Source organism: Cupriavidus sp. C2SS-8b, assembly GCF_057073745.1.
Window position 1 is genome coordinate 465,233 of the sequence record NZ_CP172718.1, and the last position, 25,652, is coordinate 490,884.

16 protein-coding genes and 4 pseudogenes are annotated in these 25,652 nt (G+C 59.4%); 14 read left to right on the plus strand and 6 right to left on the minus strand.

Annotated elements, in window-relative coordinates; translation table 11 throughout:
• Positions 1-188 precede the first annotated feature (188 nt).
• Entirely contained in the window at positions 189-1,487 is a 1,299-nt protein-coding gene (locus ACIGJB_RS31810; protein WP_483734870.1) for an MFS transporter, read from the plus strand.
• A 142-nt stretch (positions 1,488-1,629) separates the two neighbouring features.
• On the plus strand, positions 1,630-2,943 hold the full coding sequence (gene hpsN, locus ACIGJB_RS31815) for a sulfopropanediol 3-dehydrogenase (RefSeq protein WP_317925589.1): 1,314 nt from the start codon (positions 1,630-1,632) through the stop codon (positions 2,941-2,943).
• A 1,658-nt stretch (positions 2,944-4,601) separates the two neighbouring features.
• On the opposite strand, the pseudogene ACIGJB_RS31820 reads toward hpsN (ACIGJB_RS31815), so the two are convergent.
• Positions 4,602-5,810: pseudogene (locus ACIGJB_RS31820) on the minus strand (ISL3 family transposase); the annotation flags it as partial.
• Here ACIGJB_RS31820 and ACIGJB_RS31825 point away from each other — a divergent pair.
• Positions 5,809-6,243, plus strand: coding sequence for a hypothetical protein (locus ACIGJB_RS31825; protein ID WP_483734871.1), 435 nt, complete (start codon positions 5,809-5,811; stop codon positions 6,241-6,243). The pseudogene ACIGJB_RS31820 and the gene ACIGJB_RS31825 sit on opposite strands and share 2 nt — an antisense overlap.
• A gap of 466 nt (positions 6,244-6,709) precedes the next feature.
• Here the strand turns inward: ACIGJB_RS31825 and ACIGJB_RS31830 are convergent, their stop codons facing one another.
• A complete protein-coding gene (locus tag ACIGJB_RS31830; RefSeq protein WP_317925591.1) occupies positions 6,710-7,789 on the minus strand; it encodes a LacI family DNA-binding transcriptional regulator in 1,080 nt (359 codons plus the stop codon).
• Between the two features lie 162 nt (positions 7,790-7,951).
• Between ACIGJB_RS31830 and hpsN (ACIGJB_RS31835) the strand changes: the two genes are divergently transcribed.
• The 10 genes and pseudogenes from hpsN (ACIGJB_RS31835) (at position 7,952) to ACIGJB_RS31880 (ending at position 20,061) form a co-directional block, all read left to right on the plus strand.
• Positions 7,952-9,262, plus strand: coding sequence for a sulfopropanediol 3-dehydrogenase (gene hpsN, locus ACIGJB_RS31835; protein ID WP_317925593.1), 1,311 nt, complete (start codon positions 7,952-7,954; stop codon positions 9,260-9,262).
• Positions 9,263-9,264: 2 nt separating this feature from the next.
• Positions 9,265-10,047: a (S)-sulfopropanediol 2-dehydrogenase HpsO gene (gene hpsO / locus ACIGJB_RS31840; protein ID WP_483734872.1), complete on the plus strand. Its 783-nt coding sequence runs from the start codon at positions 9,265-9,267 to the stop codon at positions 10,045-10,047.
• 83 nt (positions 10,048-10,130) lie between these two features.
• On the plus strand, positions 10,131-11,144 hold the full coding sequence (locus ACIGJB_RS31845) for a galactitol-1-phosphate 5-dehydrogenase (RefSeq protein ID WP_483734873.1): 1,014 nt from the start codon (positions 10,131-10,133) through the stop codon (positions 11,142-11,144).
• A 122-nt stretch (positions 11,145-11,266) separates the two neighbouring features.
• A complete protein-coding gene (locus ACIGJB_RS31850) occupies positions 11,267-11,548 on the plus strand; it encodes a UxaA family hydrolase (protein ID WP_317925576.1) in 282 nt (93 codons plus the stop codon).
• 57 nt (positions 11,549-11,605) lie between these two features.
• Positions 11,606-12,781, plus strand: a complete 1,176-nt coding sequence (locus ACIGJB_RS31855) for a UxaA family hydrolase (protein ID WP_483734874.1) — start codon at positions 11,606-11,608, stop codon at positions 12,779-12,781.
• A 318-nt stretch (positions 12,782-13,099) separates the two neighbouring features.
• Positions 13,100-13,897 (plus strand): EamA family transporter, encoded by a 798-nt coding sequence (locus tag ACIGJB_RS31860; protein WP_483734875.1) that lies wholly within the window; start codon positions 13,100-13,102, stop codon positions 13,895-13,897.
• Between the two features lie 296 nt (positions 13,898-14,193).
• On the plus strand, positions 14,194-17,703 hold the full coding sequence (locus ACIGJB_RS31865; protein WP_483734876.1) for a pyruvate carboxylase: 3,510 nt from the start codon (positions 14,194-14,196) through the stop codon (positions 17,701-17,703).
• 658 nt (positions 17,704-18,361) lie between these two features.
• A complete protein-coding gene (locus ACIGJB_RS31870; protein ID WP_483734877.1) occupies positions 18,362-18,928 on the plus strand; it encodes a TetR/AcrR family transcriptional regulator in 567 nt (188 codons plus the stop codon).
• A 95-nt stretch (positions 18,929-19,023) separates the two neighbouring features.
• Positions 19,024-19,617 (plus strand): annotated as a pseudogene (locus ACIGJB_RS31875) (OsmC family protein); the annotation flags it as partial.
• Between the two features lie 48 nt (positions 19,618-19,665).
• On the plus strand, positions 19,666-20,061 hold the full coding sequence (locus tag ACIGJB_RS31880) for an ACT domain-containing protein (protein WP_483735187.1): 396 nt from the start codon (positions 19,666-19,668) through the stop codon (positions 20,059-20,061).
• Between the two features lie 1,308 nt (positions 20,062-21,369).
• Here ACIGJB_RS31880 and ACIGJB_RS31885 read toward each other — a convergent pair.
• The 3 genes from ACIGJB_RS31885 to ACIGJB_RS31895 are packed head-to-tail and all read right to left on the minus strand — an operon-like array spanning position 21,370 to position 24,544.
• Positions 21,370-22,368 carry a site-specific integrase gene (locus ACIGJB_RS31885; protein ID WP_483734878.1) on the minus strand — a complete coding sequence of 333 codons (999 nt, stop codon included), beginning with the start codon at positions 22,366-22,368 and terminating at the stop codon, positions 21,370-21,372.
• The gene (locus ACIGJB_RS31890; protein WP_483734879.1) at positions 22,365-23,309 is read right to left on the minus strand and encodes a tyrosine-type recombinase/integrase; all 945 of its coding nucleotides are present in this window, start codon (positions 23,307-23,309) and stop codon (positions 22,365-22,367) included. The genes ACIGJB_RS31885 and ACIGJB_RS31890 overlap by 4 nt, the downstream gene beginning before the upstream one ends.
• A complete protein-coding gene (locus ACIGJB_RS31895; protein ID WP_483734880.1) occupies positions 23,306-24,544 on the minus strand; it encodes a site-specific integrase in 1,239 nt (412 codons plus the stop codon). The genes ACIGJB_RS31890 and ACIGJB_RS31895 overlap by 4 nt, the downstream gene beginning before the upstream one ends.
• 158 nt (positions 24,545-24,702) lie before the next feature.
• Here ACIGJB_RS31895 and ACIGJB_RS31900 point away from each other — a divergent pair.
• Positions 24,703-25,226: pseudogene (locus ACIGJB_RS31900) on the plus strand (transposase); the annotation flags it as partial.
• A gap of 111 nt (positions 25,227-25,337) precedes the next feature.
• On the opposite strand, the pseudogene ACIGJB_RS31905 reads toward ACIGJB_RS31900, so the two are convergent.
• Positions 25,338-25,556, minus strand: a pseudogene (locus ACIGJB_RS31905) (tyrosine-type recombinase/integrase); the annotation flags it as partial.
• Between the last annotated feature and the right edge of the window lie 96 nt (positions 25,557-25,652).

Genomic DNA, 25,652 nt, shown 5'->3' on the forward strand with positions numbered 1-25,652 from the left:
AGGTAACAACCCCGATGCAAGGCCCGCGCAATGCATCTATTATACATGCAAGCGCTTGCATTAAACGCACACACTAAGCGGCCGGAAGTGATGTCCGGCTTGTTTTTAAATCTGAAATGTAAGCGCTTGCATTTTACATATAGCGAAGAGCATATTGTTTGATCTACTCATTTTTGCAGGAGTGAAGCATGTCATCTGTCGCGCACAACCAAGGACCGGTTTCGCCACTTCGTGTATCAGTGGCGAGTATGGTTGGAAGCATCTTGGAATGGTACGATTTTTTCCTTTTTGGATTTGTGGCAGCACTCGTTTTTGGTAAGTTGTTTTTCCCGTCATACTCGCCTTTAGTAGGAACGCTTGCATCATTTGCAACCCTGGCTGTAGGCTTTGTCGCGCGACCGTTGGGAAGTGCCATATTTGGCCACTTTGGAGATCGAATCGGTCGAAAAAAGATGCTAATTACTACGTTGGCTTTGATGGGAGGATCAACCTTCCTCATTGGGTTGTTGCCGACATATAGCCACGTTGGAATTTGGGCGCCGGTCCTCCTTATCCTTTGTAGATTTATCCAAGGGGTGGCATTGGGGGGAGAGTGGGGCGGGGCCGTACTCATGGCAGTAGAGTATTCCCCAAAAGGTACTAAAGGATTTTACGGAAGCATCGTGCAAGTTGGTTGCCCAGCTGGTCTAGCATTGGGTGCCTTGATGTTTTATTATTCGTCCTCCCTGCTCGGCGAAGCGGAGTTTCTTTCGTGGGGATGGCGAGTCCCCTTTTTGGTGAGTATCGTCCTTTTTTTCTGCGGCTTTTACATTCGGTCCAAGACCGCCGAGACTCCTGTCTTTCAGGAGCTGGTGCAGCACGGCGAAATTGTCAACTTTCCCATCGTAGAACTGTTTCGACGCCACATGAAAGAGTTGGTATGCACAGCGCTTGTGTACCTCGCCTCCTCAACGGTCCCGTTCTACGTAGCCTGGGTATTCTTGGCATACTATGCAACAACTGTTCTGCATATGCAGCAGGCCGACGTTCTTATGGGCGTGGTTGCGGCAAATGCGATCATGAGTATCGTCATCATTTTTGTGGGACGGCTATCTGACCGAATCGGAACAGAGCGAGTTCTCTATGCCGGATTTTTCTTCATGGCGCTTGCTGCATACCCAGTATTCTGGTTGACGGACACGGCGAATGTGCTTTACCTGTGGCTTGCCATGTTTTTGGTTGCCATCCCGCTGTGGTGTACCTTTGCCGTTCTGCCAGTATTCTTTTCGGAAACGTTTCCCGGGCAACTTCGATATACAGGGATTTCGTTTGGCAGCCAAGCGTCAACGATCATTGGTGGTCTAGTTCCAATGTTCGCTACTGCGGTGCTTCCTCACTACGGGACATGGCCGATTTCACTCGCACTAGTTGTCTGTGAAGTACTTGGGTTCGTGGCGGTGCTCTCGCTTAGGAAGCCAGGATCAAGAACTGTCCTGGTAGCAAGTTAAGAAGAACCTGGCGAAAGGGCAATCCCTTTCACAGACCGCATGCTACTGCGAGAGCCGGAAAACAGTCGCCCGCTCACTTATCGACCAGAAATGCAACCGCTTGCATTTCCAAACAGATATACATTGACTTCAGGAAGCAGACATGACAGTGCTTTATCTTAAAAAGGCCGCAAAAACCCCGGAGAGTGAGACCGCTACCGCTCAGCGTGTCGTCACGGAGATGCTGGCCGAGATCGAGGCGAACGGCGAGTCAGCCGTGCGCGCGTATGCCGCAAAGCTCGACCGCTGGGAAGGGGACATCATTGTTCCGCGCAAGGAGATTGAGCGACGAGCGCAGGAGGTTCCTCAGCATATTCGCGACGACATCGACTTCGCAGTGAAGCAGGTTCACGATTTCGCGGTCGCGCAGCGCCGTTCGATGGAGGAGTTCTCGGTCGAACTCCATCCGGGCGTGATCGCGGGGCAGCGGGTGATTCCAGTGAATGTAGTAGGCTGCTATGCACCCGCGGGCCGGTACGCGCATATCGCATCGGCGTACATGGGGGTGGCGACGGCGAAGGCGGCAGGCGTAAAAACGGTGATCGCATGTTCGAGCCCGTTCCGTGGAGGCGGCATTCATCCATACGTGCTATACGCGTTCCACGCGGCGGGCGCGGATGTGGTGATGACGCTCGGCGGCGTGCAAGCTATCGCTTCGATGGCGTACGGCCTGTTCACCGGCAAGCCGGCGGACGTGGTCGTCGGCCCAGGCAACAAGTTCGTTGCGGAAGCGAAGCGTACGTTGTTCGGCAAGGTTGGAATCGATGTGTTTGCAGGGCCGTCGGAAGTCGCCGTGATCGCAGATGAAAACGCCGATCCCGCGATCGTCGCGAGCGATCTCGTCGGTCAGGCCGAGCACGGGCACGAATCGCCTGCGTGGCTGTTCACGACATCAAAGGCGCTTGCTGTCGAAGTGATGGCGCTGGTGCCGCGCCTTATTGAGGACCTCCCGCCGACCGCGCGCGATGCAGCTGCCGCCGCGTGGCGCGATTACGGCGAAGTCATTGTCTGTGACACGCGCGAGGAAGTGGTCGAGGTGTCGGACCGTTATGCGTCAGAGCATCTCGAGGTGCAAGCTGCTGACCTGGAGTGGTGGTTGGAGAACCTCACTTGCTATGGCTCGCTTTTCCTCGGCGAGGAAACGACGGTTGCGTTCGGGGACAAGACGAGCGGCCCGAATCACGTCTTGCCGACCAAGGGTGCGGCGCGCTATTCCGGCGGACTCTCCGTGCATAAGTTTGTGAAGACGCTGACGTGGCAGCGCATGACGCGCGACGCTGCGCGGCGCATCGGTGAGGTGACAGCGCGCATATCTCGTCTGGAAGGTATGGAAGCGCACGCGCGCACCGCGGACGACCGCCTCAAGAAGTACTTCCCGAATGAACAGTTTGAAAAAGGCGAGGCCGTGCTGATGTGAATCGAACCGCACACCTCACACTCAGCGGAGCACCGGCGACCGCATGTTCAGCGTCGACGTTCATTGGGCTCGAGATTGCGTGCGCACCGGGCGGCAGCTGAGCGATGTGGCGGCGGTCCTAACGGCGAAGGGATCGCGGTGTTCCGGCTGGAGTGACTGGGCTGTGTCCGTAGACATAGCCCACTTTCGCAATTCTGACATCGGGATTGGCGAGGTGTGAGCGTGGCTCTCCCTGAGATTCCCATTTGCTCATTTGCCTTTTCATCCACTTAACTAGACGCTAGGGCTAACACTAGTGGATTTGGCAGCGGGGCCTTCTATCATTTCCGTTGAGCGCCGTTGTTGTGTTAGTTGCAGCACAGCGCGTCCTTGCACCAGGGTGGGATTATGCGAGTTCTATGGAAATGCGGAAACCTGTGGATGTATTATTCGTCCTCACTGCTGCACCGAGATCTGACTGTGAGGACTCCGGCCCCGGCGATGGCTAGAAGGCTCGATACATGTCGTGAGCGCTCATCAAGCGATGACGCTCAAGACAGAGTAATAGTTGGTGGTTGTTGGGGCGCCCATATGATTACGTCTGGGCAGCATCAGGAGTACTGCCAAGGAGTACGCTACGCCACCATTGTCCTCGCTCCTTTAATTATCGCGGAGCTAGCCTACTTCTTGTGGATGTAGGAAAGCTTACGCAATGCTTCTTCGTTTTCACAGGGTCAGTCTATTTCTTTGGTTCGTCAGTAAAAAGTGTGGGTTGTCGGCGGCTCAGGGAGTTTTAGCGGGTAAGAGAACGGCGTTACCGCCGCTCCCTCCCCAAAGAACCGCCCGAGCGACTTTCACCGCAAACGGCTCAAGCACAGCTAAAGCATCAACTTGGTGATACCGGGCTTGTCGTCCTGCACAGGCCCTTCGCATTCGTCATATCGTTGGTCCATCTCATTACTGAGACGAGGGCGCTGAACTGCCATGAGGCAGCCTCTTCCAAGCTTCCCCCACGTCGAACCTCAGATACTGGTTTGCGACAGCCACACTTCGCGGAAGTCTGCACCCTTTCAGGTCGGGGCAAATCTTGAACCCCTATACGAGCTATTACCGCCCGGCATTCGCTTTTTCCGCGTTCTCATACCCGCTCCCCCAACAGCTTGCCTTACGGCGTACCTGCCACGATTTCAATAGTCCGAGATCGTGGCGGAGGATCGGGCTTACCACGTTCCCGCTTCTGCCGACCCGGATGACCACGGGCCTGTCCGTTTAGCGCTCGTCTCTTCCCCGGCAGCCTTCTGACGGCGTACTCCAAACTTGGAAGGGAGCAACCGGCTGCGTACCTTTTGGTTTGGGCCCATTAGCCGCTTCGGCCCATCATCATTTACGGGGTTTATCAACGATTCACATCTGTTGCGCATGCGGAACTTGCCTAGCCTCTACGCCGCATTGCGGCTCGCAGCGTCACCACATATCGTCGCCGAGTCGTGGTGCCTTTCGACGAGTACATTGTCTTTGGAGCTTCAGACCCGGCAGTTACCCGCCGCGCCTGTCCAAGTAGGCAACTGCTGGCCGTACAGCAGGTCACGGCACGTCAGACTGTGCGTGACAAGACAGAAACGAGCTTTACCGCCAACTGCATGCCGCTTGACGCGCGGCTGACGGCGACACGTGTCGCACCCAAGTGCATGATATAGCGCGATTTCCGTCGCTTTGAAGGTCTTGAAACCATAGGCTTTTCTCATGGTGACTTTGGCCTTGTTGTTCAAGCCCTCAACGATGCCGCTGGAGAACTGCCCGCGCGCGCGGAAGTAGTTGAGGATCAGTTGCCGGTGCACGCGTACAGTACGGGCGAATTTCTTCATCGGCTCGATGCGCGAGCGCATGACCCGGGTGCACCACTGATCGAGGAATCTTTCGGCCCAGACCGGCGAGACGTATTCCCAGAGCTGCTGGAATTCCTCCTTGAGCAGCCAGGCGCGCACGGTACGCAGGTTGTACTGCAACAGCTCACGCAGGCGCAGCCGCTGCTTTCCGGTGAGGTTTTCCTGCCGCTTGAGCAGGCACCAGCGAGTCTTCTTGAGCACCGGTTCATAGCCGTCGCGGTTCATGCGGCGGGCTTCGTCAGCACGGACCTCGTCGATCGCCTTGTTCATCTTCGCCACGATGTGGAAACGGTCGAGGATGTTCAGCGCATTGGGGCAGTGTTTTGCAACCATGTCGAGGTAGGGCTGCCACATGTCGGAGCAGACAAACTCGACGCTTTCGCATAGCCGTTCGCCGATCATGCCGAAGAATCGAGCGAAGCTTTCCTTCGTGCGCTCCTGCCCGACCCAGAGCAGCCGCGTGCAGCCGGCCTCGATCTGGTAGACCAGCGTGAGGTACTAATGTCCACGGCCATACTGGATCTCGTCGACCCCAAAGGCGCGGATCGTGCCCAGCTCACGATGGGCCAGTCCCCACTGCACCACCCATTCCACTGCATTGAAGACCTTCTCCCAGCTGGTCCGGAAGCTTCGTGCCGTTTCTTTCCAGGACAGCTTGCGAGCCCATTGCGCCAGGAACAGCATGTAAGCCTTCGTCAACGTGTGCTTGCCGCTGGCCCACGGCACCTCTTCAACCTTCACGCCGCAATCGCGGCAGTCGACGCGGCGCATGGCATAGAGCAGAAAGACCGCAAAGCCCCACACCGGGATAAACTCGAACTTGCGCTGTGCGAGCGTGTCGTAGCCCCGGGCGGGCCGACTACAGCATGAGCAGATCGCCTTTGAACCCTTGCGCGGACGTACGTCGATTTCGATGGACTGGGTTGCCTCGCACAGCCGCGCACCTTCGTAAACAAAACCGGGAACATGATGGCAAGCATTGAGCAGGCGGGTCAGCAACATGGCTAGCAAGGCCGCGAGCGGCAAGGGCAAACCGGCTATTGTCGCGCAGGATCCGGACACACTGGTGCGATATGTGCCCGACCTGCAGGAATGGCCTGCATCGTGGCGCGTCGAAGACAGGGATATCCCGCCAGGACAGGCAATCGTGGCCATATTCACGCCTTTTCTCGAGCATCTGCTGACCCTGGGATACGCACGCAAGACACTACTTCGCCACCGCGATCACCTCTGGATGCTCGGCGGCGAAATGATCCGGCGACGCTACGAGGATCCCGACGCGCTTGCCATGCCCGTGGTGACCCTCTTGCACAACCTCATCGAGGAGGACGGCGGCCCCCTCATCTGGCCACGTATCTCCGAGTCTGAGCAGAATTCGTTTGATGCAACCTGCCGAAAGCTCTACCAGTATCTGAATCGGTCGCCGAACGCCTGACCGTGCCTCGATTCACCCACAGATTTCGCTGACGAGCCATTTCTTTAAGGATCTCAAACTAATCGGCCGGGCAGTTGTTCCAGACCGGAGCCCCGCAGCAGCTGATGGGCATGCTTGCGTTTGGGGGGCGGATCAGAGGTTCACGACGTCCTATCGGACCTCCGCGATCTCCCGCCATGCCTGGGGCCGCTTTACGCTATGCTGCCTCTCAGATTCGTTCGCGCCGCCGCTGAGCGAACGCTTCGATGGCCGATAGCCCAGTACGTCGCATCGCTGCCCCTGGCGGTTGCCTTCCTCAAAGAATGTTCTTCGCCAGCCCAAACGCGACAATTCCAGCGGGATAGGCGTAGTAACAACCCTTCACAAGGAGGAAATTAAACGCTTACTCTCTGAAAGACCGCGACTTCTGTCTTGATGCCGCCAACTATTGGGTGATGCTACAAGGCACTTGAAGGCAGCCACAGCTTCACAAGGGCGGGGCCGCGGTTCCACGCTGGATCAAGGAAATTGGCATTTCCGTACGACCAGGCTCTATACCGTCCTGTAGCCATCGCAGCAAAGCTTCCGCAGTCTTTTTTCCCAACAAGCTGCTTTCCAAGGCTACGGTTGTCAGCGCGGGTGTAACTTCTGCCGCTATTGGAAGATCGTCGCAGCCGACAATCGAAAGCTGATCAGGCACTTTAAGGGCCAGCGCGGTTGCCTCGAATAGGCATCCGAGCGCTAGCAAATCATTGCCACAAAAGATCGCCGTAGGGTTGGTTGGCGCACTGCGTAAAATTTCACGCAATCCCGCGCGACCTCCCGCAAACGTATAGGGCTGCTCGCATGCGGCGCCAGATAGGATTTCGGCACGCAGCGCTCGCAGGGTATTGATGAATCCTTCAGTGCGTAGCCGTGCGCGATCATTGTGCCGCGAAATCCCGGAAATCATGCCGAAGTGGCGATGCCCGAGGTCGAACAAGTATCTAGCCGCAAGCGCTCCAATCTCAAAATTATCGAACCCGATACAGGGACTCTCGTTGGACAACGCCCAGGTGAAGATAGTCCGGGTGCCAGATTGTCGCAGGAGCGACAGCGTTTCAGGTGCGTGTTCCGCGCCGACGAGGACCATGGCATCAACGGCACGTTCGGACAACGCTCGGACAACATCTGTCTCGGTTTCGGGATCATAGTTGTGGGAGCCTAGAAGAAGCTGGTAGCCATTTGCGGCGAGGACCCCCTGCATCCCTTGAATTGCATGCGAGAAAATGGCGTTATCCAGCGTGGGCACGACCGCGGCAATGGTTCGTGAACGACCGGAAGCCAACGTCCGTGCGGAAGCATCCGGGACATATCCTAGTGCTTGTATGGCATGTCGCACTTTTGCCAACGTTCCATCGCGTACCAGGGAAGGCGAGGAGAGGGTCCGAGACACCGTCGCCATGGAGACCCCGGCAAGTCGAGCTACATCTTCAAGTTTCGCTTTCCGCACTTCGTTCCTCTCCGTCGAATGCCTATTGTCACCCAATCTGGGTGCCCCGGTGCCGCTGCAGGGGTGGACAAACATCAAAAGCGTGACAGGTTAAGGGTATACCCGTTCTTGCGAACAGTGGTGAACACGCTATTCTCACAATGAAAGCGCTTCCATTGAATTAGACACGGAAACGTATCGCAACGTGCCAAAAAATGATAGCGCTTACATACCTTTACCCGACACAAGGAATCAAGAATGATCTCGTATCTGAAAAAAGCAGAGAAGACGCCACAAACCGAAACGGCGACGGCGCAAAAGGTTGTAACGGAGATGCTTGCAGGGATCCAGGCGCGCGGTGAAGATGCCGTGCGTCAGTACGCCAAACAACTTGACGGCTGGAGTGGCGACATCGTCCTGACGCCCGATCAGATTCGGGAGCAGACTCGCGACGTGCCGGCCGCTGTACGTGCCGACATCGACTTTGCCATCCGCCAGGTAACTGATTTTGCATTGGCGCAGCGCGAATCGCTGCAGGAGTTTTCCGTCGAGCTCCATCCAGGCGTCACCGCCGGACAACGAGTGCTGCCCGTCAACGTGGTCGGTTGCTACGCGCCGGCAGGGCGCTATGCGCACATTGCATCAGCTTATATGGGCGTCGCGACCGCCAAGGCCGCTGGTGTCAAGACTGTAGTGGCGTGCTCAAGTCCGTTTCGCGGCCAAGGTATCCATCCGCACGTGCTTTACGCTTTCCAGGCGGCCGGCGCCGACGTAATCATGGCGCTGGGCGGGGTGCAGGCGATTGCCTCGATGGCCTACGGTCTCTTCACTGGTAAGCCGGCCGACGTGGTGGTCGGCCCGGGCAACAAGTTCGTGGCCGAGGCCAAGCGGACGCTCTATGGCCAAGTCGGCATTGACGTGTTCGCCGGTCCGTCGGAAGTTGCCGTCATTGCCGACGAGACGGCGGACCCCGCCATCGTCGCTAGCGACCTCGTCGGACAAGCCGAGCACGGCCATGAGTCGCCTGCTTGGCTGTTCACCACGTCGCGCCTGCTGGCGGATCGTGTCATGGCGCTGGTGCCGGAACTGATAGCCAAGCTTCCCCCGACGGCCGGCGATGCTGCTACCGCCGCGTGGCGCGACTATGGCGAGGTGATCCTGTGCGACACCCGTGAAGAGGTCGTGGAGATTTCCGACCGTTATGCCTCCGAGCATTTGGAAGTCCACACGACGGATCTTGACTGGTGGCTGGCCAATCTGACCTGCTACGGCTCGCTCTTCCTCGGGGAGGAAACGACTGTAGCGTTCGGCGACAAAACCAGCGGACCCAACCACGTGCTTCCGACCAAGGGTGCAGCGCGCTATTCCGGTGGCCTCTCCGTGCATAAGTTCATGAAGACGCTGACATGGCAAAAGATGACGCGTGAAGCGACGCGCCAGATTGGCCAGGTGACGGCTCGCATCTCGCGGCTTGAAGGCATGGAAGCGCATGCCCGCACTGCGGATGACCGCATGGCGAAGTACTTCCCGAACGCGTCCTTCGAAATGGGCACGCCGGTGGAAGTGTAACGATGACCGGACAACCAAATGCAGTGAGGCCTGCGGCGGATCTTGCGGGACGGCAGGCACTCGTAACAGGCGGTAGTTCCGGTATCGGAGAGGCCATCGCCATCGCGATAGGCAAGGCCGGTGTGCGAGTGATTTTGTCGGCGAGACGACAGGCCCAACTCGATGCCGCGGCATCCCGGCTTGACGCCATGGGAATCGCGGTCGCTACGCACGTGTGTGATGTGTCGGATCTCGACGCCATTCCGGCCGGGGCGGATACCATTCAACAACGGCATGGGACGATCGACATCCTAGTCAATGCGGCGGGAATGAACTTGCGGGAGACATTCGCAAGCGTTACTCCGTCGACGTGGCGGCTGCAACTCGACACTCATCTCGGGGCGCCATTTTTTCTCACGCAGGCGCTGGCACCTGCGATCCAGGCTCAGGGGTGGGGACGCATACTAAATATCGCCTCACTCCAGTCATACCGGGCCTTCGCTAACAGTGCGCCCTATGGCGCGGCAAAGGGAGGCATTGTTCAGCTCACGCGAGCCATTGCCGAGGAATGGTCTCGCCACGGGATCACTTGCAACGCGGTCGGTCCCGGGTTCTTCCCGACGGCGCTGACAGGTCCGGTGTTCGAGAACGCGAGCCTCGCGCAGTATCACGCTAGTCGTACTTGTATTGGTCGCAACGGCGAACTAGCGGACCTGCATGGACTGGTCGCGTTCCTGGTAAGCGATATGGCTGCATACATCACGGGCCAGACCTTCATGGTAGATGGGGGCTATACGGCTCGGTAAGCAACCGGCAACTCGGGGCGGCAGGCCACCGCCTTGTACCGAAAGAAGCGCCATAAGCGCGCCACCATTGCAGGATCACCCCCATGAAAGCAATCGTCTATACCCAGCCTAACGCCGTCGCGGTGCTGGACCGCAACATACCGGACCTTGAGCCCAGCGAGATTCTATTGCGCATTGATGCCAGCGGCATTTGCGGGTCGGACCTACACGCCTACCATGGCCATGATCCGCGCCGCAACCCGGGTTTGGTCCTCGGCCACGAATTCGCGGGTACTGTGGTGGCTTCGTCCGATGAAGCCGCCATGCCCGTGGGGCAGCGCGTCACGGCGAACCCGCTAGTTACTTGCGATCGCTGCGACTACTGTCTCCAAGGACGCGACAACCTCTGCGCCAACCGGGGCATGGTTGGCATGAGCCGGCCCGGGGCTCTGTCCGAATATCTCGCGATCCCGATTCGCTGTGCCATCCCGATCCCAGACACGCTACCCAGCGTCAGTGCAGCGCTGACCGAACCGGCTGCCACTGCACTCCATGCCGTGAACCTCACCATGCGTGCAATGAGCCGGCCCTTGCCTGAGGCACGCGTGCTGATCATCGGCGGTGGAGCGATCGGCATGCTGACGGGAGCTCTGGTGACTTCATATGGCTGCAAGCGTCTATGCGTCGCCGAGACCAACGCACTTCGGCAGGCGTCGGTAACCCGGCATCTCGGCTGCGAAGTGGTCGACCCCGGCGTCAGCCCGCCGTCTGAGTCCTCCTTCGATATTGTGATCGACGCTGTTGGCGCTGCTCCAACGAGGAATCTTGCCATCGCGGCGACGCGGCCCGGAGGGGTGGTGATGCATATCGGCTTGCAGGCGTGGGCTACCGAGATCGATATGCGCAAACTGACCCTTGCCGAACTGACTCTATTGGGCACCTACACCTACACGATGGCCGACATGCACGCCACCGTTCGGGCGCTGGAGCAAGGCAGCTTTGGTTCGCTGAATTGGGTGGAAACACGCTCTCTGGCCGACGGTCCCGCAGCCTTTGCTGATCTTGCCGCCGGTCGGGTTGCAGCCGGGAAGGTTGTGCTAATTCCCGAACTCGTCTGAAAGTTTAGGCCCCGCAAAAGCAGAGCTTTTTTTTAAACATAGTCATATATATGAGTTGGTTGACATGTATGAATCTGTTGCCTAATATGATTTCAACGACGACCCACATGAAGGAGACAAAGATGATTCACGTAGTACTGCATGACGCTAAGGACACCGTTGCGGTGGCCGTGGTCGAGGGGATTGAGCCGGGTACCAAGCTGAACGCCTGGATCATGGACGAGGACAAAGTTGTGACCGTTACTGCGCTGCAGCCGATTCCCATTGGTCACAAGGTGGCGCTGCGCGACATGGACGTGAACGAGACGGTCTACAAGTACGGCATCGACATCGGGAAGGTGGTCGCGCCGATCAAGGCCGGGGAACACGCCCACGTACACAACATCAAGACTAAGCGCTGGTAAGCCGCACCAACGCCTCCATCGCAACCCCATCCATCAAAGCATCCGAGGGCCACTTCCATGTCCGTGATTGACCAAAACACCACCTTCCGCGGCTATCGTCGCGACAATGGCCGCGTCGGCGTCCGCAACCACGTCATCATCCTGCCGCTGGACGACCTGTCCAATGCCGCCGCCGAGGCTGTCGCCGTCGCGATCAAGGGCACCATGGCGATTCCCCATCCGTACGGCCGCCTGCAGTTTGGTCCGGACTTGGACCTGCACTTCCGCACGTTGATCGGCGCGGGCAGCAATCCCAATGTCGCCGCCGTGGTGGTGATCGGCATCGAGGACGGCTGGACCAAGAAGGTCGTCGATGGCATTGCCAAGACCGGCAAGCCGGTGGTCGGCTTCGGCATCGAGGGCCACGGCGACCACGACACCATCATGCGTGCTTCGAAGGCCGCCAAGCAATTCGTGCAGTACGCCACCGCGCTGCGTCGTGAAGAGTGCCCGATCAGCGAGCTATGGGTGTCGACGAAGTGCGGCGAGTCGGACACCACCTCCGGCTGCGGTGCCAACCCGACGGTGGGCAACGCCTTCGACAAGCTGCATCCGCTCGGTACCACGCTGGTGTTTGGCGAAACGTCCGAACTGACTGGGGGCGAGCAGATCGTCGCGGCCCGCTGCGCGAACGACGACGTGCGTCACAAGTTCATGGCGATGTTCGAGCGCTACCAGGGCATGATCGACCGCTGGAAGACTTCGGACCTGTCCGAGTCGCAGCCGACCAAGGGCAATATCGCCGGCGGCCTGACCACCATCGAGGAGAAGGCGCTGGGCAACATTCAGAAGATCGGCAAGAAGTGCACCGTCGACGGCGTACTCGACAAGGCCGAGGAGCCGACCCACCCGGGCCTGTGGTTCATGGATTCGTCCTCTGCCGCCGCCGAGATGGTCACGCTGTGCGCCGCCGCCGGCTACGTGGTGCATTTCTTCCCGACCGGCCAGGGCAATGTGATCGGCAACCCGATCGTCCCGGTCATCAAGCTGTGCGCCAACCCGCGTACCGTCCGCCTGATGAGCGAGCACATGGACGTGGATTGCTCCGGCCTGCTGCAGCGCGAACAGACGCTCGACCAGACAGGCGACAAGCTGCTGGAATGCATGCTGGCGACCATCAACGGCCGCTGGACGGCAGCCGAGGCGCTCGGCCACCGTGAGTTCGTTCTGACCCGCATCCACGAGTCGGCATGATGAAGCGCATCTGCATCAGCGAGTTTATGGATCCTGTCGCGGTGCAGGCGCTCACTCTCCCGCTTCGACCTGCGGTATGAGCCGGGCTGGGTGGACCGCCGCGACGATCTGCTCTTGAGGTCCTCGACGGGGCGCACGCGCTGATCGTGCGCAACCGGAAGCTCGTCGACGCCGGAGCGAAACCCCTAACTGTGGGATAGCGAGTCACTGCCGATTGGCGGAGGAAGCATTGAGATATCGAGGCGTGGAATGAAAGGAGCCACGGCATGGCAGCTGGGAGACCTACCCTGGCGGGTAATTGTATTGGCGGCGTTGACCATGCTGGCATTTGCCGCAAACTCTTTGCTCACCCGATTGGCGTTGCAGACGACATCCATCGACCCAGCTTCGCTGACTACCGCCAGGTTGGCCTCAGGTGCGTTGGTGTTGGGACTCATCGCCGCCATTGGTGGCAAGGAAAGCGGCGTATCGAGAGCGAATTTGCTGCCAGCTGCGTTCCTGTTCATTTATGCCGCAGCCTTTGCGTTTGCCTATCGCCGATTGGATACGGGCTCGGGCGCATTGGTGATGTTTGCGTCGGCGCAGTTGCTGATGATCTGCTACGGCTACGCCAAAGGTGAAAAAAGCAATCCAGTTGGTGTTGTGTTGGCGTTGGCGGGCTTGGTTGCCTTCCTAGTGCGTTCGGATTCGCCACCGCCGCTGGGCGCATCTGCACTGATGATGGTCGCGGGACTTGCATGGGGTGCGTTTTCACTGCTCGGGGGTGTCAAGGCCTCTCCTGTTGCTAGCACGGCTGGTAGCTTTTTCTGGGCTGTTCCGCTGGCCTTAGCACTTGTGTGGTTTCGGCGGCATCAGCTCCACGTGGACCCTCTCGGCCTGATGTACGCGACGCTTTCAGGGTGCGTAACTTCGGCTATAGGTTATGTGATTTGGTACTGGGTCCGTGTACAGATGACGGCCATCAGCGCCGGAACCGTGCAGTTGTCGGTGCCTGTCCTCAGCGCGGTGCTCGGCATGATCGTGCTCGATGAGTCAATAACGGCGAAGAGCGCGGCGGCGGCCGCTGTAGTGTTGATTGGAGTGGCGCTAACCACGATCTCGGCTAGGCGGCGGTAGTTATGGAGAGTACCTTGTTTTATGTTCTTATTCCCGAGTGTCGGGCAGGCGTACTCAAACAGTCCAGTTCCAGGTTCCGAAGCGTGGTGTGGAGATCATTGTTTCCGAATTGCGCCACGGGGACACTGTGCCGCCATTCCAACATGCGGTTGACCGGTCAGATCACGAGCGCAACCTCGCCCATTACCCAAATCGATCATCTACCGCGCTGACCGGACGCAACTGATCCGATGCGCCGTTGGCAACTGTTCCATGCCGAGTCCGATACATGGTGCATTTGTCCTCTTGTGCTACCTATGGATTACACCTCTATCAAATCCCTGCTGGTTGCCAACCGTTCCGAGATCGCGATCCGCGTGATGCGTGCCGCGGCCGAGATGAATATCCGGATGGTGGCGATCTATTCCAAGGAAGACCGCCTTGCCCTCCATCGCTTCAAGGCCGACGAAAGCTACCTCGTCGGCGAAGGCAAGAAGCCTTTGGCGGCCTACCTCGATGTCGACGACATCCTGCGCATCGCGCGCCAGGCTAAGGTCGATGCGATCCATCCGGGCTACGGCTTCCTGTCGGAGAATCCGGACTTCGCGCAGGCCGTGATCGACGCGGGCATCCGGTGGGTCGGCCCGTCGCCCGAAGTCATGCGCAAGCTCGGCAACAAGGTGGCCGCGCGCAACGCGGCCATCGAGGCGGGCGTGCCGGTGATGCCGGCCACCGACCCGCTGCCGCATGACCTGGAAGAGTGCAAGAGGCTGGCCGCGGGCATTGGCTATCCGCTGATGCTTAAGGCGAGCTGGGGCGGTGGTGGACGCGGCATGCGCATCCTGGAGAGCGAGCAAGATCTGGAAGGTTCGCTAGCGGCGGCGCGGCGCGAGGCGCTGGCCGCGTTCGGAAACGACGAGGTGTATGTAGAAAAGCTCGTGCGCAACGCGCGCCACGTCGAAGTGCAGGTGCTCGGTGACACGCATGGCAACCTCGTGCATCTCTATGAGCGCGACTGTACCGTGCAGCGGCGCAACCAGAAGGTGGTGGAGCGCGCGCCCGCGCCTTACCTCGACGATGCCGGCCGGGCCGCGCTGTGCGAATCGGCCCTGCGGCTGATGCGCGCGGTCGGCTACACGCATGCCGGTACGGTCGAATTCCTGATGGATGCCGATTCCGGCCAGTTCTACTTCATCGAAGTCAATCCGCGCATCCAGGTCGAGCACACGATCACGGAAATGGTCACCGGGATCGACATCGTCAAGGCGCAGATCCGCGTGACTGAAGGCGGCCATATCGGCATGACCGAGAACACGCGCAATGAAGACGGCGAGATCGTCGTGCGCGCCGCGGGCGTGCCAGTGCAGGAAGCGATTTCGCTCAACGGTCACGCGCTGCAATGCCGGATCACCACCGAGGACCCGGAGAACGGCTTCCTGCCGGACTACGGCCGCCTCACCGCCTACCGCAGCGCGGCCGGCTTCGGCGTGCGCCTGGACGCCGGCACTGCCTACGGCGGCGCGGTGATCACGCCGTACTACGATTCGCTGCTGGTCAAGGTCACCACTTGGGCGCCGACCGCGCCCGAATCGATCCGGCGCATGGACCGTGCGCTGCGCGAGTTCCGCATCCGCGGCGTCGCCTCCAACCTGCAGTTTCTCGAGAACGTCATCAATCATCCCGCCTTCCGTTCCGGCGACGTCACCACGCGCTTTATCGACCTGACGCCGGAACTGCTGGCCTTCACCAGGCGCCTGGACCGCGCCACCAAGCTGCTGCGTTATCTGGGCGAGGTCAGCGTCAATGGCCATCCGGAGATGAGTGGTCGCACGCTGCCGCCGCTGCCGCTGCCCTCGCCGGTGCTGCCCGCCGTCGATACTAGCAAGCCGCTGCCTTACGGCACGCGCGACCGCCTGCGCGAGCTCGGCGCCGAGAAGTTCTCGCGCTGGATGCTGGAGCAGAAGCAGGTGCTGCTGACCGACACCACCATGCGCGACGCGCACCAGTCGCTGTTCGCCACGCGCATGCGCACCGCCGACATGCTGCCGATCGCGCCGTTCTATGCGCGCGAGCTGTCGCAGCTGTTCTCGCTGGAATGCTGGGGCGGCGCGACCTTCGACGTGGCGCTGCGCTTCCTGAAGGAAGACCCGTGGCAGCGCCTGGAGCAGTTGCGCGAGCGCGTGCCCAACGTGCTTTTCCAGATGCTGCTGCGCGGCTCGAACGCGGTAGGCTACACCAACTATGCGGACAACGTGGTGCGCTTCTTCGTGCGCCAAGCCGCCAGCGCCGGCGTCGACGTGTTCCGCGTGTTCGATTCGCTCAACTGGGTGCGCAACATGCGCGTGGCGATCGATGCCGTGCGCGAGAGCGGCGCGCTGTGCGAAGGCGCGATCTGCTACACCGGCGACCTGTTCGACGCGAAGCGCTCCAAGTACGACCTGAGGTACTACGTCGGCATCGCGCGCGAACTGCAGCAGGCCGGCGTGCATGTGCTGGGCATCAAGGACATGGCCGGCATCTGCCGCCCGCAAGCCGCGGCCGCGCTGGTCAAGGCGCTCAAGGAAGAAACGGGGCTGCCGGTGCATTTCCATACCCACGACACCAGCGGGATCTCGGCCGCTTCGGCACTGGCCGCGATCGAAGCCGGTTGCGATGCGGTCGACGGCGCGCTCGACGCGATGAGCGGGCTGACCTCGCAACCGAACCTGTCGAGCATCGCCGCGGCGCTGGCCGGCAGCGCACGCGATCCCGGCCTGAACCTCGAACGCCTGCATGAAGCGTCGATGTACTGGGAAGGGGTGCGCCGCTACTACGCGCCGTTCGAGTCCGACATCCGCGCCGGCACCGCCGACGTGTACCGCCACGAGATGCCTGGCGGCCAGTACACCAACCTGCGCGAGCAGGCGCGCTCGCTCGGCATCGAGCACCGCTGGACCGAGGTGTCGCAGGCGTATGCCGAGGTGAACCAGATGTTCGGCGACATCGTCAAGGTGACGCCGACCTCCAAGGTGGTCGGCGACATGGCGCTGATGATGGTGGCCAATGACATGACCGCCGCCGACGTCTGCGACCCGGCCAGGGAGATTGCCTTCCCCGACTCGGTGGAGTCGCTGTTCAAGGGCGAACTGGGCTTCCCGCCCGACGGCTTCCCGGCGGCACTGTCGCGCAAGGTGCTGCGCGGCGAGCCGCCCGTGCCGTACCGGCCCGGCGACCAGATCCCGCCGGTCGACCTCGACGCGGCGCGCGCCGCGGCCGAAGCGGCGTGCGAGCAGCCGCTCGACGACCGCCAGCTGGCTTCGTACCTGATGTACCCGAAGCAGGCCGGCGAGTACCACGCGCATGTGCGCAACTACAGCGACACCTCGGTGGTCCCGACGCAGGCGTACCTGTACGGCTTGCAGCCGCAGGAAGAGGTGGCCATCGACATCGCCGCCGGCAAGACCCTGCTGGTCTCGCTGCAAGGCACGCACCCCGATGCGGAAGAGGGCCTGATCAAGGTCCAGTTCGAGCTGAACGGCCAGTCGCGCACCACGCTGGTCGAGCAGCGCAGCACCGCTCAAGCGGCGGCGGCGCGATCGAGCCGTCCGGTGGCCGAACCCGACAATCCGCTGCATATCGCGGCGCCCATGCCGGGCGCGATCGTGACGGTGGCAGTGCAGCCGGGCCAGCGCGTGGCCGCGGGCACGACGCTGCTGGCGTTGGAGGCGATGAAGATGGAAACCCACATCGCCGCCGACCGCGACTGCGAAATCGCGGCCGTGCATGTGCAGCAGGGCGACCGGGTGGCCGCAAAGGACTTGCTGATTGAACTCAAGCAGACCGATTGACGCTAACCACACTGGCGATTTCTGTCCCATAAGGTCGTAACTATGCCCCATCGCAATCGCCGGTAAATATACAAGGGCTCGACCGAGACGGCAAAGAGCCGCTCTGGATCTGACCTATACGGGACAGCGTCGGCCTTGCAGCAATGGCCGGCCGACGCGGCCTTGTTTGCTTGCTGGAAGGGATTTCACGTGAATCTCTTTCTCTTGTACTGGAAGATTTTCGTCCTTCTCTTCCTGACCGACGCAGTAGGTGCAGTCTTGTTCCTATCAGCGTAGGATGTTGGGGGTTGAGTTTTAGGGCCGGGCGCTCCCTTCGTGGTGCGTCGCGCTAGCAATGGGCACCACTCCGACTTGTCTCAGCACTGCCGCGACCAGGACGCGTGCACGCCGTACGCAAAGGCGAGAGCCATCATCGCCTGCGCCGAGGCATCATGGGGATTAGCTCCCGGGGGCAGGCATCTGCTGAGGTGAAGTCTATCTGCAAGCGCGGGCTTAGCTTGTGCGTGCAAGTTGGGGGACACCCGGAACTCTTCTCGGAGATCGAGGCAGTCCCTGTTCCGAACCACCGTAGTGACTTGACAACAAACCAACTAGTAGGTAGAATTATAGTGATGACCGGAAACAGTCTGGGCAGTCTATGTAACGGTTAAGTGGGCAAATGGGAATGGGAACACGGGAAGCACTGATTCACGCGGCGGAGAATTTGATGCGCTCAAAGGGGTATGCTGCTTTCAGTTATGCAGACCTTGTCGAAACCGTCGGCATCAAAAAGGCAAGTATTCATCACCACTTCCCCACCAAGGAGGATTTGGGAACAGCTATCGTGGAAGCTTATATCGAGAGAGTACTTGCCGATTTTCAGCACATCGAGCTGGTACATGAAGACCTGGAAGGTCGCCTGAAGGCATTCTTCCTGGCCTTCAGCGCAAGTAGTGAACGTGGCTTGCTTCCACTCTGCGGTGCTCTCGCCGCCGAAATGGCCGCTCTACCGGTGGGCCTACAAAGGCTCACGCATCGTTTTTTCGATATTCAATTGAAGTGGCTGACAAAGATTCTCGATAGAGGGGTCGCTAATGGAGAAATACCGTCAATCCCCAGCACCCGGCAGAAGGCTTTCCAGCTCTTGAGTGCCCTGGAAGGGGCAAGTTTTATTAATTGGGCGCTGAAAGAAGGCGAGTCGCTGGATTGGGATTTTATTCGACTCGTGACGGGGTTCAATGATTAGCAACTGATTTTCGTTACCCTTAACGCTCGCAGGACCATGCCGTACCGGCATGGTCTTTTATTTTACTTTTCCCCCCTATCTACTAGTAGGGATGGATATTTGAGCGCAATAGCGCATTTTCAAGAGGATCTAATCCGAGGAACGATAACCTTAATGGTATTGACGTAGCGCTTTGCACAGATTTGCAGCAGGCGTAGGCGTAGCCGGGGATATTTCAAAGCGAAGCGCCCGCTTCAATGTCAAGACGAAATGGGCGCACCAGACCCGTAGTGTGGCGACGGTAAGCCATTATTCCTTGGGTGGGGTCGAGCACCAGCGGCACGAAATTGCTGCAGATGAGCCTACTGAATTGCTGGGACAGAACTCCGCACCAAATCCTCAAGAGTTGCTCATGGGTGCGCTCAACGCTTGCCTGTCAGTTGGTTACGTCAACGCCACAGCGATGGGGATCACGGTCCACAGCCTTGAAATCGAAACCGACGGTGAGCTGGACCTGCGTGGCTTCCCCGGTTTGGATGAGGGCGTTAATCCTGGTTACGACGAAGTGAGCTACGCCGTGCGCTTGCACACTGACGCGTCGCGTGAGGGAAGTAAAAAAGCTGCACGAGATCGTTACCAAAACCTCGGTGAACTTGGCCAACTTCTCTAAAGCCATCCGCATGGTTCCCAAGCTGGAGAACCTCGAGGCATGGTTCCCGATCATTTCCATTTTTTCTGTCGGACAAAGGGAAAGGCAAATGGCAACCAAAGAAATTCATCAGATCACCCTGGAGAAAGCAACGAATGAGTATGCCGTCAGCCGCTTACCTCCCAATGCTGCGATACCGCCTTGGGCGGATGGCCCGGGGTTTGTCACGATTAGTCGCTCAGCTTCGGAATTGTCGATCGTTTGCCCGGCCGAGCGCGTTCCGGCAGGTACGCACACCGAAGGAAACTGGAGCTGCCTGCGCTTTGTTGGACCTTTTGCTTTTGGCACGACCGGCATCGTGCTGTCTGTTGTGCGCCCGCTGTCAGAGGGGGGCTTGGGCGTATTTGTCGTTTCGACTTTCGACGGCGACCACATTCTCATAAAAGACTCCGATCTACCCACTGCGGTCCGGTTGCTTGAGAACGCAGGCCACATCCTTTGCTAACTACGCGGACGCACCCTGTGTCGGGCACAGGTCAACATGAAATTCACTTGAGCGCCCGCAATCTGGCGACGGTTATAGTGTTGGCAGCACGGGGTTGCTTGAAATCCATGGCGCTACCTTGGCGCCAAGCCAGGTAACTGCCGGCTACCGCCGGTACGCAGAGTTATGGGAGCCTGACGCTTTCCCATGAGCAGCGGGCGGAGCACGACAGAAAGCACGCAGCACTGCTTAAACCGCTTGATGGTCTCCACCGAGGGATTGCATAACGTTGGCTTGAGGAGCACGCAACGAAGGCGGCGGTTAGGGTGCCGCGATGGCTCTTGTCCTCCATCGACGCGCGCTCGACCGCGCCGGCACTGTTGTGAACGGTTGTACGGCGGCGCGGCTTAAAGATGCGGAGCAACTCCTGAATTGCAGGACTGTCTCGAGGTCTTCTGATTTGATATTGAAGGTTGTCACCGGGCGCGTCGGAGCGAGCCCGTAGGGCGAGTGCAGACGCGCCCGGTGCCGGCATTCCGCAAGGTGGTGACGTCGCAGTAGGGATGCGGTAAAAGGTTGGCTTTACCGCCGAAAAGAAACAGGCACGACACCGGTCCAAACCGCCAAGTTCATCCCGATGTCGTGCCCCACTCGTGCCAAGGGCGCGCGTGCCGGGCCAGTATGGCACGGCTCGCCCATCCCGTCGAGGCCGCTTCGGCATAACGGGGGGATTGCCGATGCCGGCCACGGGCCGCCTCTTTGTGTGCGCCCATTGCCGCGCGCAGGTCATTGTTTGCCGCCGCTGCGACCGCGGTCAGATCTACTGCAATGGCGGCTGCTCGCAAACAGCGCGCCGCGCCAGCCTGCGCGAGGCCGCTCAGCGCTATCAACGCAGCCGCCGCGGCCGCTTGGCCCACGCGGAGCGGATGCGCCGCTACCGCTGTCGCCAAAAGAAAGTGACGCATCACGGTTCCGCCGCGCAGGCCGCCGATGCTCTACTGCCGCTGACCTTGACGACGCCGGCCAGAGCACCGGCGCCCGCTGGCGCCTCAACCCCTGTGCCTGAGCATTGCCACTTCTGCCGTTGCACATATTCGGGCTTTGTCCGCCTCGGACCACTGCGTCGTCGGGTCTTCCGTGATGTTCGTACGACTGACCGCACAGGACACGACCCATGACTATTGGAGTAGAACTTGAAGCCCAGATCCTGCGTTATTATTTAACCCTCCGGATTATGTCGGGTAATCGCTTTAGCTCCGTCGATCGACCAAAGCTTCTGGGTCGTAAAGTAGATGTCCTCAGGCGATTACCCAACATAATTTGCAGCCGCTAAAGACTGTTCAGAAAGTCAAGGAGCTCGTCTGTTGGCTTGAAGCGTCCAGGCTTTCCGGGTCGCGGAGTGGCCTTTTCAAGGGCTTCTTCCTTCATCGCAAGAGTCGCTTCGACATAGATCTCCGTGGTTTCCACAGATTCATGCCCGAGCCATAACGCGATGACCGAGCGACGAACGCCTTGTTGCAGAAGGTCCATGGCCATGGTGTGTCTTAAACAGTGAACAGTGACCCGTTTCTGCTTCAATGACGGGCAAACTTCAGACGCGGTCTTGCGGTGCTTGTTTAGCAGGTACTGCACGCCATGGACACTGAGGCGTTCACCCCGCGCACTGGGAAACAGGACCGTGCCATCACCACGTTGTGGTTCTCGCAACCACGCTTTCAGGACGGCGCGCGTGGATCTCGCGATGGGTGTGCAACGCTCTTTTCGACCTTTCCCGATCACCCGCACGTGAGCGCCGGCGCCGAGGATCAGGTCCTCACGATTGAGCCCGGTCATCTCGGAGAGGCGAAGTCCGGTCTGTACTGCGACCAACATAAAGGCGTGATCGCGCCGGCCAGACCACGAGCCTTGATCAGGCGCGGCTAGCAAAGCATCGACTTCAGGGCGCATCAGGAAGTGGACCAGCGTACGGGTGTAGCGTTTGCTAGGGATGGCAAGGACTCGCTGGATCTGGCTGGAATGGGTCGGTGTTTCGAGAGCGGCGTAGTGAAAGAAGGAATGGATTGCCGCGAGGCGTACATTGCGAGTGCGAACGCTGACGCCCTGGTGCTTCTCAAGTTCATCGAGGAACGCGACGATCAGAGGCGCATCGATGTCCTCGAAATTCAGCCGGGACGGGGGCTTATGCAGGCGCTGCTGCACGAACTTTAGAAGTTGCCGAAAGGTATCGCGATAGGAACTGATGGTATGAGGGCTCGCCTGGCGCTGCTGCATCAGGCGCTGCGTGAAGAAATGTTCCAGTAGTGGAGCAAAGGTGGCAGAAGTAGTCATTGCCGTTCCCCCCAGCGCTGTTCGAGTCGGCGCATCGCCTCACGCATCAATTCGGGTGAGCCGCTTAAATACCACTGCGTATCCTCAACGTGCACATGGCCGAGGTAGGCCGACAAGATTGGTAGACGACGCTCGGGATCCTGTCCGGACTGGTACCATCGTACAAGTGTGTTCGTCGCGAAAACGTGGCGCATGTCATGCAGACGTGGGCCGTGACTGTCGGATGTGCCGCGCAAGCCGATCTGCCGTGATAACGCGTTGAAGGCGCGGTAAATTCGGGAATTGTCCAGCCGGTTGCCCCAGCTTGAAACAAAGAGGTAGGAAGATACCGGCCGTCCCGCCCAATGATGCTCACGTCGTTCGATATAGTCTGCGAGCACCTTACAGGTCGAGGCATGCAAAGGAATCAATCTCGTCTTGCCTAGTTTCGCTCCGCGGATCGTCAATATCCCCGCTGTCAGATCCACGTCCTGCAGCTCGAGATTGCGTGCTTCACCCGGACGCATGCCAGACACGCTCAGTAATCCGAACAGGCAATGATAGGTCGACGGCAGAAGCGCTTCGCGTTCGTTACGATACGGCATCTCAAGCGCAGCCCGCAATAGTGCGCAGATCTCGGTGGTCGAATATAGGTACGGTCGAGCCCGCTTGGGCTGAAATGGTAACAAGCCCTGTGCTGGTATCTCGGTGCGACGATCGACGGCACTGCGATAGCGGGCAAAAGCGCGCACGAAACTCAGTCGTTGCGCCCAGTACGCGGGTTGGACATTTGATGGTTGTCGAGCCCAGTCGAGAGCCAACGCTTGCGTAACGTAGGAAGCGCGATGCCGTTCCATGAACCCGACGAAATCTGGCAGCATCCTGCCCGCCACCTTCAGCTTGAATCCCAGGCTGCGCCTCAGCTCGAGGTAGTCCTGAACGGCTTGACGAAGCGTGTTCATGACACACCTCCTGGCCATGGCACAGCGAGTGTGCGTAATGCCTTGATATCTGCCTTCGCGTAGATAGTCGTAGTTTGTGAATGACGATGACCCAACACCTCGCCGATCTCACAGAGCGAAGCCCCATGGCTCAGCATCTGGGTGGCCAGGCCGTGGCGAAACTGGTGAGCACCCATCGTGGGCGCGTCTATGCCAGCGCGCTGAAGCGAATGCCGGACGAGGGTGATGATGCCATTTGATCCACGAAAGCCTGTGATGGGGGCCTCTACACGTAAAAATACGCGGCGACTGCTGCTATGAGGGCGCCCGTGCAGTAAGTATGTGGCAATTGCCTTGCCGACGTCAGCGGGTAACGGTAGCTCGTTGCGTCGCCCGCCTTTGCCGCGGACGCTCAGTTGGCCCGAACGCCAGTCGATATCATCGAGTTCGAGAAAAGCCACTTCACAAGCGCGTAACCCCAGTCGCGCGAGCAGGAGCAGGATGGCGTAGTCGCGACGCCCGACTGCTGTCCGTCTATCGATGCTTGCTAGCAACTGTCGCGTTTGCTCGGCAGAAATCGCACGAGGAATTGACTGCATCGACCAGTTGGCGACGACCGGAACGGTTGAAGCCAGATCCAGTGCAATGTCGCCACGATAGAGCACATAGCGTAGAAACGATCGCAGGGCGGTGGTCATGAGCTTAGCGTGCGCCAGATGCAAACGTCGCGCTCTGATTTGGACAAAGCTCACGACATCTGCGGCACGTAGTCGCGATAACGTGACCCTCCCATCACCGAAACAATGGTGGAGAAATTGGCGGACGAATGGAAGGTAAGCTCTGACCGTTGCTTCAGTGAGAGCCTGGGCGTCACGCAAATACTCCGTGTATGCCTGTGCACAGATCTCGCTTGGTAGCAGCCGCTGTGCTGCGATCTTCTCGCCAGCGACCACACCCTCACTACGCAGAAAATCAATGAGACGCCGGAGCGCCGCTCGATCTGCAGGGAAAGGCTTAACATGCCGAGCGCGATAGCGTAGATACAGTATCGCATGGTCGTCGCAAATGTCCTTTAGACCAATACCTGCCTGTTTAAGCCATCGACTAAAGCCTGCGGCGATTCGGACTTGCTGCTGCATGGATTGCGCACTGTATCCCTGAGCGCCGATCGCATCCGCAAAGGATATCAAATGGGCTGCAAGCGGCCCTTCTGGCGCCTGCGAGAGCGTGACCTGGTCATGAATGGTGTACTTCACGATAACCTCCTTCCCCGGCGTGGGGAGCGGGTGGAAGGAGTCAAGATTATCTCTATCCGCAGCAACGCGCGCACCGTAAAAAAACAGGCTTGGCGACATGTCTACAAGACATAATCCGGAGCGTTAAATAATAACGCTAATATCTTGCAAGATATTAGCGTTACTACCACGTCGAGAAATGGCGCGCCGGCACCATCGCGCGCCAGTTGCATGTGCACCGCGACACCGTCCAGCGTGTGCTGGCGCAGGCCGGCCTGCCCAGGATTGGCAGCGTGCAGCGGCCGTCGCAGATCGACGCCTACCTGCCATTCATCCATGAGACGTTGAAGAAGTTCCCGTCGCTCACGGCCAGCCGCCTGTATGCGATGGTGACCGAACGCGGCTACCGCGGGAGCCAGCACCACTTCCGGCACATGATCGCGCTGCACCGCGCCCACAGCCGGAAGCCTATCTGCGTCTGCGTACCTTGCCCGGTGAACAAGGGCAAGTCGATTGGGGTCACTTCGGCCATCTGCAGATCGGCCGCGCACGCCGGCCGCTGATGGCCTTCGTGATGGTGCTGTCGTGGTCGCGGCAGATTTATCTGCGCTTCTACCTCGATGCCCGCATGGACAGCTTCCTGGCCGGCCATGCCGGTGCCTTCGAAGCCTGGTCCGGCCTTCCCAGGGTCCTGCTGCTGGATTTTGTTCCCTGGAACAAAATCGTAGTTTTGTGCCCAACACCGTTATGTGGCCCTAGCCGGAGGGTCGGTGGTCTCGTGCGGCGGGCTGCGAATATGTGGGCACATAACAGGCTACAGAGAGTTGAGCCACTCAAGGAGGGTTTTGTCGTCCTTCCAGGCAGTACGAGTGTGGGATGCCCCCGAGATTCCTCCTATCTCACAAGTACGTAATGCCTCAGACTTCGCGCGCAATGTCAGTTCTGCATAGCGATTGGTTGTATCGAGACTGATATGGCCGAGCCAGCCGCGAATGACGTTGACCTCAACACCGGATTCCAGCAGATGGACCGCAGCGGTGTGCCTTCTATATCGTCCACGATATAGGCGGCACTATATGCCCTTCCTGACTATATCGAGTAATGAGGGATTTGCCTCCGTGATCGTCCG

Bases quoted from the DNA above. Each gene is read 5' to 3' on its own strand.
- ACIGJB_RS31885 (WP_483734878.1), bottom strand. From the start codon at position 22,368: ATGACTACTTCTGCCACCTTTGCTCCACTACTGGAACATTTCTTCACG.
- ACIGJB_RS31865 (WP_483734876.1), top strand. From the start codon at position 14,194: ATGGATTACACCTCTATCAAATCCCTGCTGGTTGCCAACCGTTCCGAG.
- ACIGJB_RS31845 (WP_483734873.1), top strand. From the start codon at position 10,131: ATGAAAGCAATCGTCTATACCCAGCCTAACGCCGTCGCGGTGCTGGAC.
- hpsO (WP_483734872.1), top strand. From the start codon at position 9,265: ATGACCGGACAACCAAATGCAGTGAGGCCTGCGGCGGATCTTGCGGGA.
- hpsN (WP_317925593.1), top strand. From the start codon at position 7,952: ATGATCTCGTATCTGAAAAAAGCAGAGAAGACGCCACAAACCGAAACG.
- hpsN (WP_317925589.1), top strand. From the start codon at position 1,630: ATGACAGTGCTTTATCTTAAAAAGGCCGCAAAAACCCCGGAGAGTGAG.
- ACIGJB_RS31855 (WP_483734874.1), top strand. From the start codon at position 11,606: ATGTCCGTGATTGACCAAAACACCACCTTCCGCGGCTATCGTCGCGAC.
- ACIGJB_RS31825 (WP_483734871.1), top strand. From the start codon at position 5,809: ATGGCTAGCAAGGCCGCGAGCGGCAAGGGCAAACCGGCTATTGTCGCG.
- ACIGJB_RS31890 (WP_483734879.1), bottom strand. From the start codon at position 23,309: ATGAACACGCTTCGTCAAGCCGTTCAGGACTACCTCGAGCTGAGGCGC.
- ACIGJB_RS31880 (WP_483735187.1), top strand. From the start codon at position 19,666: ATGGCAACCAAAGAAATTCATCAGATCACCCTGGAGAAAGCAACGAAT.
- ACIGJB_RS31810 (WP_483734870.1), top strand. From the start codon at position 189: ATGTCATCTGTCGCGCACAACCAAGGACCGGTTTCGCCACTTCGTGTA.
- ACIGJB_RS31860 (WP_483734875.1), top strand. From the start codon at position 13,100: ATGCTGGCATTTGCCGCAAACTCTTTGCTCACCCGATTGGCGTTGCAG.
- ACIGJB_RS31870 (WP_483734877.1), top strand. From the start codon at position 18,362: ATGGGAATGGGAACACGGGAAGCACTGATTCACGCGGCGGAGAATTTG.
- ACIGJB_RS31850 (WP_317925576.1), top strand. From the start codon at position 11,267: ATGATTCACGTAGTACTGCATGACGCTAAGGACACCGTTGCGGTGGCC.
- ACIGJB_RS31830 (WP_317925591.1), bottom strand. From the start codon at position 7,789: ATGTTTGTCCACCCCTGCAGCGGCACCGGGGCACCCAGATTGGGTGAC.